Source organism: Nemorincola caseinilytica, from assembly GCF_039540515.1.
Lineage (GTDB): Bacteria > Bacteroidota > Bacteroidia > Chitinophagales > Chitinophagaceae > Nemorincola > Nemorincola caseinilytica.
Genome location: NZ_BAABFA010000008.1, coordinates 161,185 through 174,731, shown reverse-complemented (window position 1 = coordinate 174,731; position 13,547 = coordinate 161,185). Strand labels below are relative to the sequence as shown.

Annotated in this window: 11 protein-coding genes; 3 read left to right on the top strand and 8 right to left on the bottom strand. The window is 52.9% G+C overall.

Annotated features, from left to right (window positions below; translation table 11 throughout):
* Window positions 1-107 precede the first annotated feature (107 nt).
* The 5 genes from clpP to ABD843_RS05740 all read right to left on the bottom strand — a co-directional run bounded on the left by clpP (window position 108) and on the right by ABD843_RS05740 (window position 4,863).
* A complete protein-coding gene (clpP, locus tag ABD843_RS05760; protein WP_345079873.1) occupies window positions 108-803 on the bottom strand; it encodes an ATP-dependent Clp endopeptidase proteolytic subunit ClpP in 696 nt (231 codons plus the stop codon).
* Between the two features lie 219 nt (window positions 804-1,022).
* Window positions 1,023-2,000 carry an aldo/keto reductase gene (locus ABD843_RS05755; RefSeq protein ID WP_345079870.1) on the bottom strand — a complete coding sequence of 326 codons (978 nt, stop codon included), beginning with the start codon at window positions 1,998-2,000 and terminating at the stop codon, window positions 1,023-1,025.
* The gene (locus ABD843_RS05750) at window positions 2,000-2,755 is read right to left on the bottom strand and encodes a TauD/TfdA family dioxygenase (RefSeq protein WP_345079867.1); all 756 of its coding nucleotides are present in this window, start codon (window positions 2,753-2,755) and stop codon (window positions 2,000-2,002) included. Before ABD843_RS05750 ends, ABD843_RS05755 begins: the two co-directional genes overlap by 1 nt.
* Window positions 2,756-2,962: 207 nt before the next feature.
* Window positions 2,963-4,501: a glutamine-hydrolyzing GMP synthase gene (gene guaA, locus ABD843_RS05745; protein ID WP_345079864.1), complete on the bottom strand. Its 1,539-nt coding sequence runs from the start codon at window positions 4,499-4,501 to the stop codon at window positions 2,963-2,965.
* Between the two features lie 47 nt (window positions 4,502-4,548).
* On the bottom strand, window positions 4,549-4,863 hold the full coding sequence (locus tag ABD843_RS05740) for a DUF3467 domain-containing protein (protein ID WP_345079861.1): 315 nt from the start codon (window positions 4,861-4,863) through the stop codon (window positions 4,549-4,551).
* 107 nt (window positions 4,864-4,970) lie between these two features.
* Here ABD843_RS05740 and gldD point away from each other — a divergent pair, with 107 nt between their 5' ends.
* Window positions 4,971-5,558 (top strand): gliding motility lipoprotein GldD, encoded by a 588-nt coding sequence (gene gldD, locus ABD843_RS05735; protein ID WP_345079858.1) that lies wholly within the window; start codon window positions 4,971-4,973, stop codon window positions 5,556-5,558.
* A gap of 4 nt (window positions 5,559-5,562) precedes the next feature.
* Here the strand turns inward: gldD and ABD843_RS05730 are convergent, their stop codons facing one another.
* Window positions 5,563-6,006, bottom strand: a complete 444-nt coding sequence (locus ABD843_RS05730; RefSeq protein ID WP_345079855.1) for a nucleoside deaminase — start codon at window positions 6,004-6,006, stop codon at window positions 5,563-5,565.
* A 96-nt stretch (window positions 6,007-6,102) separates the two neighbouring features.
* Between ABD843_RS05730 and ABD843_RS05725 the strand changes: the two genes are divergently transcribed.
* The gene (locus ABD843_RS05725) at window positions 6,103-6,624 is read left to right on the top strand and encodes a hypothetical protein (RefSeq protein ID WP_345079853.1); all 522 of its coding nucleotides are present in this window, start codon (window positions 6,103-6,105) and stop codon (window positions 6,622-6,624) included.
* A gap of 87 nt (window positions 6,625-6,711) precedes the next feature.
* On the opposite strand, the gene porV is transcribed toward ABD843_RS05725, so the two are convergent.
* Together porV and porU are read right to left on the bottom strand one after the other, a co-directional pair.
* On the bottom strand, window positions 6,712-7,911 hold the full coding sequence (porV, locus tag ABD843_RS05720) for a type IX secretion system outer membrane channel protein PorV (protein ID WP_345079850.1): 1,200 nt from the start codon (window positions 7,909-7,911) through the stop codon (window positions 6,712-6,714).
* 86 nt (window positions 7,912-7,997) lie between these two features.
* A complete protein-coding gene (porU, locus tag ABD843_RS05715) occupies window positions 7,998-11,741 on the bottom strand; it encodes a type IX secretion system sortase PorU (protein ID WP_425575676.1) in 3,744 nt (1,247 codons plus the stop codon).
* A gap of 456 nt (window positions 11,742-12,197) precedes the next feature.
* On the opposite strand from porU, the gene ABD843_RS05705 reads away from it, so the two are divergent.
* Window positions 12,198-13,544 carry an SUMF1/EgtB/PvdO family nonheme iron enzyme gene (locus ABD843_RS05705; protein WP_345079847.1) on the top strand — a complete coding sequence of 449 codons (1,347 nt, stop codon included), beginning with the start codon at window positions 12,198-12,200 and terminating at the stop codon, window positions 13,542-13,544.
* Window positions 13,545-13,547: the final 3 nt, after the last annotated feature.

Below are 13,547 nucleotides of genomic sequence, written 5' to 3'. Positions count from 1 at the left end.
GCTGCCAATGCCCTGATACAAAAAGCCTTATCCCCTGTAGTATCTCCTCTAAAAGACCGCACCCCACCTATCGGCGGGGTGCGGCATATCTTATATACTAGCGCAGTTTACTGCGTATCTGTCTTGCGGGGATTGCGCTCCAGCACCTCGTCTACCATGCCGTATTCTTTGGCCTCTTGTGCGGTCATCCAGTAGTCGCGGTCGCTGTCCTTCTCTACCTTGGTTATCTTCTGGCCAGAATGTGTGGCTATTATCTCGTACAGTTCTTTTTTCAGCTTGCCTATCTCGCGCGCGGTTATCTCTATATCGCTAGCCTGGCCTTCTGCACCGCCCAGTGGCTGGTGTATCATCACACGGCTGTGCTTCAGCGCAGTGCGTTTGCCCTTGGCGCCTGCGCACATCAGCACGGCTGCCATAGAGGCCGCTATACCGGTGCATATGGTCGATACGTCGGGGTTTATGATCTGCATCGTATCGTATATACCCAGGCCTGCGTACACGCTGCCGCCGGGGCTGTTCAGGTACATCTGTATATCGCGTGTACGGTCGGTGCTCTCCAGGAACAGCAGCTGCGCGGTAACGATGTTGGCCACATAGTCGTTTATGGGCTCGCCCAGGAATATGATCCTGTCCATCATCAGGCGCGAGAAAACGTCCATAGAGGCTACGTTCATCGGGCGCTCTTCTATGATGTATGGCGTAAGGGCCTGTGGCATTTTCAGCGAAGAGGTATAGCTATCCACCGTGAGGCTGCTGATACCATGATGCTTTATAGCATATTTGCGAAATTCGTTCTGGTTCATTCTATTCTTGCTTTTGTATGTATTTATCAGGTTGCTTTTGTATCGTATCATCAAGATCTGATCCACACCGAAGATAACGACATAATGTCAGAAAAATACCGTACACAGTAAACATACATGATATACGACAGCACTTTTTAATAGCTGCTACATGCCAAAAAGAATGGCCCCCGGCGAAAAAGGAGCCATAATAGCAAAACCTATTCCGTAGAGAGGAGATCACCGCCATTTATAGAACACCTCGGGCACGGCATCGGCTATGCGCTGCACCACATCCTGCGGCAGTGGGCCCAGGCGCATGGCCAGCGCAGCATCCGCTGCCTGGCGCACATTCTTTATACCCGGTATGGCTATCGTTCTATAAGGGTTGGAAAGCTGGAACCGCAGGGCACTTACGGTAATGCCTCCCTCCAGCTCGTTCAGGAAGGCCAGCGAGCGCACCGCCCCCGTTACCCATTCTACCTGCTCGCTGCTGAAGTTGCTGCGTATATCGTTACCGGCAAATACCCTATCCTCGGCCAGCGTACGCGGCGATACAAAGCCCGACGCCAATGGTACACGGCATATGAATGTGTATCGCGCATAGGCCTCATGCGCAAAAAAGGGTTCATACCGCCTGTCCAGCACATTATACACGGCCTCTACTACGCTACCGAAACCATGTTCCAGTACATTGGCCACACCCTTCACAGTACGGCAGCTCACGCCATATTCCTTTATCTTGCCCGCTGCCACCATCCTTTCAAAGGGGGCCAGATCCATAGCAGAAAGGTCCAGGTCATCGGGCGGGTTGTGCAGCAGCAGCATGTCCAGGCTTTTCATACCCAGCCTTTGCAGGCTCATGTCCACGTTCCTCTCCATATCGGCAGCAAAGTCCTGCAGCCCTTCCATGCCGGGCCAACCCTCATACTTGGTACATATCACGGGGCGCACACCGGCGCTTCCTGTATAAGATACCAATGCCTTGCCCAGCACCCTTTCCGAGTGCCCGTCGTTATACCCTATGGCCGTGTCGAAGAAGTTGATACCATTGTCCAGCGCATAGTGTATGGCGCGTATGCCTTCGGCCTCGTCTATGTCGCCATAGCCATTAGGCCTGCCGTTGGCCGATGCATATGCACCCGCCAGTTGCCAGCAGCCAAAACCTATGCGGCCTGCAATGGTGCCTTGCAGCGAGAGGCGTGTCTCTTTTGTCATCAATTGAAGTTGAAGCCACCCTTTATAAGCGTGCGCGCGCCGTAGAAAGAGTTGCGGCCATGCAGCAGCCTGTCGTCCTGGAAAAATGCGGCATCGCCGGGCTTCAGGTAAACTGGGGTCAGCAGGCCGCCGGCCACTACCTTCTCCTCCAGAAATTTGTGGAACTCCTCACACATAGCTATCACCTCGGGCTTGTTGTCGGGCATCACGCGGTAGTAGTTCCAGTTCAGTTTCACGCCGCGGTCGTCGGTATCTATTATCCTGCGGGTCTTGCGCTGGTCCTCGCCCTTGCCAAAGTCCACATCTACTGTTTTCAGCCGCTCGAAGAGGGCGGGCTCATACTTCTCCAGTATGTACATCAGATCGTCAGAGTCGAAGAAAGTGGTAGCGCCACCTATCTCGGCCTGTACGGTACAGAAGAAAAAGTTCACATCCAGCTCTATGTTCATGTATGCGGCATCGGTATGCAGCGGCTGGCGTGTATTGGCATGGCGGAAGGTGAAATCGTTGGCCTTGTCGTAGCGCACGTCGGTCCAGCGCATATCGCTGTTGGCATTGCCTGTCTTTATGTCCTCATCCACATTCATTATCTCTCCCAGCCTGTCTGTGAGGTCAGAGTAGAACTGCATATGATCTATGCCTTGCGGCACATCTTTCAGGTGTACCACTTTGTACTTTTTCAGTGTATCCTTGAATGTATCTGCAAAGCCGGGGGTATCGGTATAGCTTACCTCTTTCAGAAAAAATGGACCCATGATCGCCTGTTTTTGTTGATGTATGAATTAATGCCGCAAAGCTAGTTATTTGTTCTGTTCCCGCTAATGACGTTGGTCACCACAGGCTCATTTTCTGTTAATGGTAGCAGCCCATTATCGTATACGGCCTCAAAATAAACAAAAACGGCCTACCGCAGAGCTTACGGTAGGCCGTTACAATTATTTAAAGCTTACACTGTAAAGCCGTTACTCCCACTCTATGGTGGCGGGTGGTTTGCTGCTTATGTCGTACACCACGCGGTTTATACCCCTTACCCGGTTTATGATATCGTTCGATATACGCGCCAGCAGCTCGTAGGGCAGGTGTGCCCAATCTGCCGTCATACCATCTACCGATGTCACCGCACGCAGTGCGCAGGTATATTCGTAGGTACGCTCGTCGCCCATTACGCCCACGCTCTGCACGGGCAGCAATATGGCGCCTGCCTGCCATACCTCCTTATACATACCACTGTCGCGCAGGTGCTGTATGTATATGGCATCGGCCTCCTGCAACATCTTTACCTTCTCTTCGGTCACGCCGCCCAGTATGCGTATGCCCAGGCCGGGGCCGGGGAACGGGTGGCGGCCTATGAAAATATCGTCTATACCCAGCTCGCGGCCCACACGGCGCACCTCGTCTTTGAAGAGCATGCGCAGCGGCTCTATCAGCGACAGCTTCATGGTCTCCGGCAACCCGCCCACATTGTGATGCGACTTGATGGTGGCCGATGGACCATGCACCGACATAGATTCTATCACATCGGGGTATATGGTACCCTGGCCCAGGAAGCTCACATCGGTCAGTTTCTTCGCCTCTTCATCAAATACGTCTATGAACAGGCGGCCTATTATCTTGCGTTTCTTCTCGGGGTCGGTCACACCATCCAGCTCGCTGTAGAAGCGCTGGCGGGCATCTACCCCCTTAGTGTTCAGCCCCAGGTGTTTGTAACCTTCCAGCACCTGCTCGAACTCGTTCTTGCGCAGCAGGCCATTGTCTACGAATATGCAGTACAGCCTGTCGCCTATGGCCTTGTGTATGAGGGTGGCCGCCACGGTAGAGTCCACACCACCGCTCAGCGCCATCACCACCTTCTTATCTCCGGCCTCCTGCTTTATGCGTTCTACCGTTTCGTGTATGAAGGCCGCCGGTGTCCAGTCCTGGCGCACACCACATATGTCCACTATAAAATTCTTCAGCAGCTGGCCGCCATCAGTACTGTGTGTCACCTCGGGGTGGAACTGTATGGCATATACAGGGTTTGGCGCATAGCGTGCGCTGGCCTTGTATGCTGCTACAGGTATGGCCTCGGTACGGGCTATCACGGTAAAGTCATCCGGCAGTTGCTTTATGGTATCGCTATGGCTCATCCATACCTGCGATCCCTCGGCTATAGTGGCCATCAGCGGGTCGTGGGTCACATCCTGCAGGTGGGCGCGGCCGTATTCCCTGTGGGTCGACTTCCCTACCTCTCCACCGGCCTGCTTTGCCAGCAGTTGGGCGCCATAACATACCGCCAGCAGTGGCAGGCGTGCGGCCATGGCAGCTATATCGGGGTTGGGGGCCTGTGGGTCGTTCACCGAGAAGGGGCTGCCCGAAAGGATGATGCCCTTCAGGCTATCGTCATATACTACCGCCTTGGTGCACGGCTGTATCTCGCAATACACGTTCAGCTCACGCACCCTGCGGGCTATGAGCTGTGTGAACTGTGAGCCGAAGTCGAGTATCAGTATCTTATCGTTCATATATGTAGTTTTTTACCCTTGTAGTGGCAGTTGCAGGCCGTAGCGCATTATGCCTGGGCAGGAGGTGCGCCGAAGTTGAAAGGAACTGCAGGTGTCTCCTGGTCCTTTATCACGCCATGCTGGCCTTCGAAACGCTTCACATTGTCTATCAGGGCGCGCATCAGGCGCTTGGCATGCTGCGGGGTCATCACTATGCGCGATTTCACTTTTGCTTTTGGTACATTGGGCATTACGTTCACAAAGTCTATCACGAACTCTGCGAAAGAATGGGTGATGATGGCAAGGTTGGCATATTCACCATCCGCCATTTCTTCTGTTAGCTCTATGTTCAGTTGCTGTTCGCCTGCTGTCTGGTCTGTCATATTGTTTATGTTTTGGAGACGCGAAATTAGATCAAATTCACGGATATGCAGCTACAACTATTCGTAACATCACCGCTTTCACCCCGATAGTGCTATCTTTACGCCCCATGCGTAAACTCCTTGGCGTTCTAGTGGTCCTGTTGTGTGTGGCATCATGCCGGCCACCGGTATATTATCCCAAGCCCTCGGGCTATTTCAGGATAGACACCCCCACGCGCCACGAATACCTGCTTTTCGACCGCCCGGGCTTCCCCTACTCGTTCGAATACCCTGCGAACAGCACCATCATGGACGATACGGTGTTCAATAAGGAAGGGTTCAATAAATATTGGGTAAATATGTACATCAAAGACCTTGGTGGCATCATCAATATCACTTACAAAGAAATAACGAAGGAACAACCCCTGTACAAGCTGGTGGACGACTCCTGGGGGCTTTCCTACTTTCACCACGAAAAGGCCGACTATATAGACCAGAAGGCCACTACCAACGAAAATGGTGTACAGTGTATGATATTCACCATAGGGGGTAATGCCGCATCGCGCCACCAGTTCGCCGCTACCGATTCCGTAAAGCACTTCATACGCGGTGCGCTCTACTTCGATGTATCGCCCAATGCCGATTCGCTGCGCCCTGCCACCGACTTCCTGCTGCAGGATATAGAGCACATGATGCTCACCCTCAAGTGGAAGTAAGCATTTATTGCCTTTTGCGTGCAAAGAAATCCTTCATCAGTTGCGCACACTCCTGCGCCATGGTCCCGTTAGATAGCTGTGTCTTTGGGTGAAAAGGCCAATTCTCTCCCGTGGTCTTCTTGTAGCCGTTCTTCGGGTCCGATGCCCCATATACTATCCGCCCTATCTTCGACCAGTACAGCGCACCACTGCACATCAGGCAGGGTTCTACCGTCACATACAGTGTGGCCTCGGGCAGGTACTTGGCGCCTATACCGTTAAAGGCCGCTGTCAGGGCTATCATCTCGGCATGGGCGGTGCAGTCGTTCAGGCGTTCTACCTGGTTGTGACCACGGGCTATTATCTTGTCGCCCCACACCACTACCGCGCCCACGGGCACCTCATCGGCCTCAAAGGCCAGTTGTGCCTCGCGCAGGGCCTGCCGCATATAGTATTCATCATCGAACATACAGAAGGCGAAAATACGGTATCGCCGCTGCAATGTGTTAAAACACCCCTCGCCCCGTCATCCAAAACGCCGATATGTTTATATTGCAGCATGTTTATGAAACGTTTTCTTACCACCATGGCCCTTGCGGCCGCATCATATGGCGCTGCCCATGCACAGGCCGGCTCTTTCTGCGAGGCCGTCAACGCCATCATGAAGGACGCCCCCAACGACTTTAAGAACATAATGGGCCGCCAGATGCAGGCGAACATGAATGCCAGCATGTGGGCCAGCAGCATAAAGATACCCGGCACCATAGGCTACAGGATAGTGCAGGCCATGGGCCTCTTCTACGAAGGCGCCCTCATACAGACCCCCGATAAGGATAAGCTGCCACCCGTATACGAGGAATACAAGAAAAAACTGAGCGATTGCCTCACCCCCCTGGGCTATAAAATGACCCTGCAGGAAAACGTGGTGGCCGGCCTGGGCGACCTGAAAAAGGTAGTTTTCATGAAAGATGTGGAAGAATACAAGGAAGGCGCCAATATAAAGGACCTGCCGCCACACATTACCATGGAGGCCACCTACAACAAGGAAGGCGGTTTCACCATCGTTATCTTCATTTTCCAGCACTGATAGTATCACCGCATATCAACAGCATATAAAAGAGAATGTCCCGGACCGGCCGGGACATTCTCTTTTATATCGTATACCTGATAGACCTTACTGGCCTTCGGGCTTGGTATCTTCTGATGAGTCATCCGATCCGCCGCCGCCAGACATCTGGTCGAACTCGAACATGAGCGTGAAGCGCAGCGTGTTCGACAGTGGGTTACGGTTGGTGCCCGAGCCCTGTGGTACCAGGTACGAAGCATTCAGCTGGAACACATTGTAACGTACACCCAGGCCCGTGGTCAGGAACTGGCGGTCGCCATTGTTCTTGTCTTCGTAGAAGTAACCTGCACGGAAGGCGATAGTGTTCTGGTACCAGTATTCTGCACCAAGGGACACATTTATCTGGGCCAGCTGGTCGCCGGTAGAGAACGACTTGATGATACCGCTAGGTACAGATATAGTAGTATCGCCCGAGGTAGATGCTATGGCAGGTACCAGCAGCTTGTTCAGGTCCAGTGCAAAGGTGATCTTGTTGAACGCATCGAACTGCATGGTATAGGCAGCGCCTACGCCCAGGTTCATGGGTATGAAGTCCCTGCGGGTAGAGTTGTAGGTGATCTTAGAACCTATATTGCTCAGCACAGCTCCGAAGTTGAAGGTATTTGTATGATACTCTTCTTTTTCTACGGACTTGGTATAGAACATACCCAGGTCGGCACCGAATGCGTTGCCCGGCTTGTAGTCCGAACCGGTAGCCGAGGTGTTAACACCCGAAGCGATGGCAGAGTGTATGTAGCGCATGGTAAGACCGGCCGACAGGTAGTCTGACAGGCGGCGGGAATAGCCGAGGTCGAACGAATACTCGCGTGGCATACCTGTACCTATAGAGTTGCCTATATAGTCGGTCCAGTTTATGTTACCTATCGAGAAGTAACGCATAGATGCGCTCACGGCCTGCTCCTGCTCCTGGCCGAACTTGGCATAGCCCGAAAGGTAGGCAAGGAATATATCGGGTACCAGGTCCTTCAGCCATGGGGTATAGGTGGCAGAGATACCATAGGTCTTATCTGTAAAAGGCATTTTCGCTACGTTCCAGTATTGTGCATTAGGGTCGGCAGATGTAGCTATACCTGCATCACCCATAGCGCCGGCACGGGCATCGGGCGACACACGCAGAAAGGGGACCGCAGTAGTTACGAATGAAGTGCTTGTACCGTTCACATTTGACTTTGTACCCTGAGCGTTCACCTGTAAAGCCGACATTCCTGTAAGCAACAACAAGCCTGATAGACCAAGTTTTCTTGACATTGTATAATTTATTATATTTATCTGATGTTGAGCAAAAATATCTCTTTTTGCCAATATGGTCAACAATAATTTTGTGAACCGAAGTGTTAACGCGCGATCACCAGTTTTTGGTATGCAGAGGACCTGTAACCTTTATCGGTAGTGATCATCATGCGGTATACATACATGCCCGATGCCAGCCTTGAGCCATTATCATCGGTGCCGTCCCATGTTATTTCGGCCGTTCTGCTGCCCGTGGGAGTGAACTGCTGCTCTATACCCCTCACCAGCGCGCCTGCGGTATTGAAGATGTTGATCTTTACGTTCAGGTCCTCATCGGGGTGGTTGTGCTCAAAAACGAAACGGGTGCTGTTGCTGAACGGATTGGGATAGTTGCCCAGGTTCTCTATGGCCATCACCTTACCATCCACCACCACAAAGTCCACACTACCCTCGCCCGAATTGTTGTTCACATCCCAGGCCTTCACCGTTATGGTGTGGCGGCCATTGGGTATGCCGTTTATGGGGAAATTCACATAGCCGCGCTGGTAGGTATTGGGCGCTGTCTCGTAGTGGTCGTTCAGTATGTAGGGCTGCTCTATGTTGTCATCCAGCACGGCGGTCAGGTCGTGCCCCAGCTTGTTACCCGATACGTTTATACCTGTCTCCGAGAACAGCGATACGAACAGCGAGGTATTAGTACCGGTCACACCACCGTTCTGGAACATACTATCGTTGATGTAGGGCTGCACTACCGGCGGCTTGTCGCTTATCACCGGGTTGTCAGAGAAACCGCCCACGGCTATGCTGGTATCGGCGCCTGCAGCATCGGTCACGCCATTGTGTGCATAGTGGCTTATCTTGGCCGTACCATAGTAGTAGTTTATATCCTTGGGGGCTATGAAGGTGTAGCTGAACCTGCCATCCGTCACGCTCACCTTGCCCTTATACACCAGGTTGTCCTGCAGCTTGAAGGTCTTGTTCACCGTGGTGATGGTAGATATAGTGCGCGGCTTATCGAAGAACGATACCGACAGTATGCCGTTGAACCCTGTGAGGGTAGACCCTCCGGCATCATGCACACGGCCGCTGATGCGGTATGCGCCCAGCGCCTTCACGGTATCGGCAGGCTCCGATGTGGCTACATCCATTATGCTGTCTATCTCTACAAAGTGCTCGGGGAAATTGGGCTTCAGCGCAGGATCGCCCAGCAGTGCGAACTTGCGGTAGTTGGCCAGCTCGTTCGGGTTTATCGATGTAGCATAGGTAGCGTTCTTACCTATACGCGATGCTTCGCCGAAAGTGTGCCATTCGCCGCCCGATGTCTGCGCCAGTTGTGTCTTCAGGAAGAGCGCGTTCAGCGGATTATTGTAGTTGGCATATACGGCGGCAGTAGTGGTCAGCATGCTTATCACGCCGCCATTCTTCTTTATCACCAGTTGTTCCCCGGCCGATACATACTGCGGATGGTCATACTGGCCATAGTCGCAGGTGGCCGTCACCATAAAGGGCAGCATGTTCGCATTGCTCCACTTGTTGAAATCCTCGGGGGTCAGTATACGCTCCTCGGCCCATACCTGTGTATTGCCGTGGCCGCTGTAGTTTATCAGCATAGTGCCCTTGTATACCCTGTCGGCTATGGCAGCCAGCGCATTGGGGCAACGGGCGCCTGCCGGGGTGGTTATGCGCGGTATGGCATCTACATATATCTTGCTGTGGTTGTACAGGCCGTGTGTAGTGCCGGTAATGTGCGACCCCATCTGCTCGGCATCTTCCATATGGTCACCTGCGCCATCGGCATTGTCGGCCACCAGGGTCGATGCCAGCCTCCATGGGCCCAGTGTGGCAGGGCTTTTGTAGTTCATTATCTTGTACACCATGTTACCGGCATCCTCCACCGATCGGGCCGGCAGCCTGCCTATACCTATGTCCAGGGTGTTGTAGATAAGGTTGTTCTCTATGTACTCGTTATCGTCCAGGAAACCATAGAAATCGTCCGTCAGCACGGCCGCCAGGTCATACGAAGACTCTGCCGACTCGAACACGGGCACGAAATTGGAGTTATTGGGCAGCCTGTCCTTGTAGTCGTAAGAGGCGGCGCCTATCAGTGTCAGGTAGCGCGGCATCTGCGATACATCGGTACCCGCCCTTTTGTAGAACATGCGCACGAAGTCGCGTATGGCGCTTATATCCTGCCCGCCCGATGAGAATTCGTTGTATATCTCCTCCGGCGTCACTACCAGTACCCGCAGGTTGTCGTGAGTGCGGTGGTAGTTGGCCAGGTCGTTCGCGGCCTGTAAAAATGCCTTGTTGGTAACAATGATGTTATCTACCTGTGCAGCGCCATGCAGATTCTGGTTGGCCACCGCGCCCGAGTATACGGGGCTGTATACGTTCTGGCTGTTCATAGCCGCAAATTCATGCAGCGTGGCCGCATCGCGGGAGAAGGTGTAGGTACTTCCCGCAAGCGAGCCGTTCAGTGCCACCGGCATCTGCGGGTCGGTCACATCCCATATGCGTGTAGCGCTGTTAGCGCCCTGCAGCACATAGTTTGCCACCTTGCCTGCACCATAGCTCCTCAGGTCGCGAAAGCTCAGTTGGTCGCCGCTCATGGCAAGCGGCCTGCGTGCATTTACTTCCACAAAGTTCAGGTAGGCCACAGATCCGCCTGATGGTGTATAGCCCAGTGTCACGAAGGCGCTGGCGGCCGGTGCCGCAGCAGGCCATTCTCCGTTCTTTATCTGTATCTGCGTGCTTTCGCCCGTACCCAGCGGGTATGCCAGGTTGCCCACCATGCCGCCGTTCACCAGCACATTGCAGTTGCTGCCACCCTCGCCTATCACACCCATCGATACCCGTACACGCACATTGGTCGATACCGCACCCAGGTCGAAGTTGAAGGACTGTGTGAGGTTGCCCGCCAGAGGGTTGAACTGCTCGCCATACCACGTCTTACCAAAACCGGGAGGGTTCACAAGGTCCACATCGTGCATGTCGTAGTAGTTGAAGTCGGTAACGGTCACATTGCCGCCCGGCGCTGCCGCCTGCTCCTGCACCCGCAGGCCCGGCCCCTTATCGAAGGTGATGAAATAGTAGGCCGTATCGGTATACAGGTTCTTCACATGCGAGAAACGGTCGCTGGCGCTGTCGGCATCCCAGCCCTGCGGGCCCATGCCATAGAATATCACATGCTCACCCGCATCGAACATGCCATTGCCGTTATCGTTCACCACGGTAGCGTTCTCTTCCAGGTCCACGGCGCGTGGCAGAAAGTTCTGCTCGGGCAGCATTCTGCCGCCATTGCCATACACACGCAGGTTGGCAGGGTTCACCAGGCCGGGGTTCAGTCCCATAGCGGTCATCAGGGCCGCATCTATCTTATGGAAACCCGTGCGGGTGATGCCTATCCTGTACCAGGTACCTGTGCTCAGTACCGAGGTCGTTACATCGCTCGCAGTACCTTTTGCAGCTACCGGCGCCGAGGCCTGCTGTGCATCTTCTGTTATGGTCAGCGAAAAGGCGGTCACCTTGTGTCCCACACCGTTCGCATCTTTCGAATAGACAGGTATGCGCACCAGTACCAGCGGGCGTTTCAGCTCCATGCCCAGCACTAGCTGCACGTTCTGCGGTGCAGAGGGTTCTATACCTGCCGGTATGGCCGCATCGGCATAGATTATATCACCTACCGATACCTTGGGCGTGGCATACTGGTCCAGCCATATCTTTTTAACTATATAGCCGCCATATATCTCGTCATTGTTCACATTATAGGTCTCGGTACGGGCAGCGGCAGGCAGCCATGCTGCTAGCATGCCGAACGATGCGATAAGGGCAGGGAATATCCTTTTCATTCTCATTTATCAGATTTTGGCACAAGCCTTGAAAAAAGTTAAGTAAAATTACGGTTTAATGCCCGTTCGCGTACAAAACATACGCTACTGGCGGTGTTAAATAACTAACGTCATATCTTTTTAGATATTACATCTGAAAAAATAAAAACAGGATCTTTTTTTAAAAAACATCTTGAATACTTGAAAATTTAAAAAGATCGCGGTATCATTGTAACTGCTTTTAACAAAATACCTGCAAAGAGCATAACTTTTTTAGTGAAAATTATGAAAAGACAACTCATAGGCTTAGGCTTGCTTTGTATCGGCTCGGCAACATTCTTCTCTGCTTGCACACCACAATCTGTAAAGAAAGGAAAGGGCGGTTCGATATCACAGACCACAGGCTGGGAGCGTAATAATCGCGATTGGGGTGGCTTCGAAGTAACTGAACCTCAAGGTCAGCCTACTCCTATCGGAATGGTATTTGTGCAGGGTGGTCGTTTTACGATGGGTGCTGTGGATGATGAGATGCCAACTCTCGAAAGTGACAATGTGAGGCGCACAGTATCGGTGTCCTCTTTCTATATGGACGAGACCGAGCTGGAGAACGAAAGCTATCGCGAATATACATACTGGGTAAAGCGTACCTACTTCACCGATTATCCTGAAATGTATGTTCGTGCTATGCCCGACCAAACGGTATGGCGCTCTGCACTCGGTTACAACGAGCCTTATGTAAAGAACTATTTCAACTTCAACGCGTACAACCACTACCCCGTAGTTGGTGTCAGCTGGTTCCAGGCAAAAGAATACTGTGACTGGCGTACAGACCGCTACAATGAAGGTCTGCTCATACACCTGCGCTTTCAGAACCCCAACGTGAACCAGACAGGTGAGGACGTGTTCACTACCAAATCTTATATGGCCGGACAGTACGAGGGTTCTTCTGTTACCAAGAAGACCGACCTCGAGCCTAACGGTTCCGGTGAGCGTCCTGTAGACTATGGTGATGGCATATTCGTTCCCGATTTCCGCCTGCCTACAGAAGCAGAATGGGAATATGCGGCACTGGGCCTCATAGGCAACAACCCAAGCCCCGAGAACAAGCGTCGCCGTGGTGAGGAAGTTCTCACAGATCGTAACTCTCTGCCTTTCGGCCCCAAGAACACCACACGTTCAGGCCTGCACAACCAGTTCCAGGGCGAGCTGCTGGCTAACTTCAGGCGCGACAAAGGCGACTTCATGGGTGTTGCCGGTGGCCTCAACGACAATGCTGATGGTCCTACATATGTAAAAGCATACCAGCGCAACGCTTTCGGTCTCTACAACATGGCCGGCAACGTGAACGAGTGGGTAATGGATACTTACCGCCCCGGCTCTCATGCTGATGTGGATGACTTCCGTCCGTTCCGTGGTAATGAGTACATGAAATACCTCTATCAGGAAGATTATACCATCGAAGAAAAAGACAGCATAGGCCACATACCTCAGGCATATGTTACCGATGAGGAAGTAAGGAACAACAATCGCTATGAGATACGCAGCGGCAGGCTGCACAACTACAGGGATGGTGATAGCCTTTCTCAGTCGGCATACAACTTCGGTTCTATGTCTCTCGTTAACGACTCTACCAAGGTTTATAAAGGTGGTTCATGGGCCGATCGTGCCTACTGGCTGTCGCCCGGTACTCGCCGCTATATGCAGGGTTACCTGTCATCATCTACCATCGGTTTCCGTTGTGTGATGGACCGCCTGGGCAGCCCTACCGGCGATGCTCAGCCCGGTGGCAACAGCTTCGGCAGGCAGAAATACCACAAGAGGTAATAA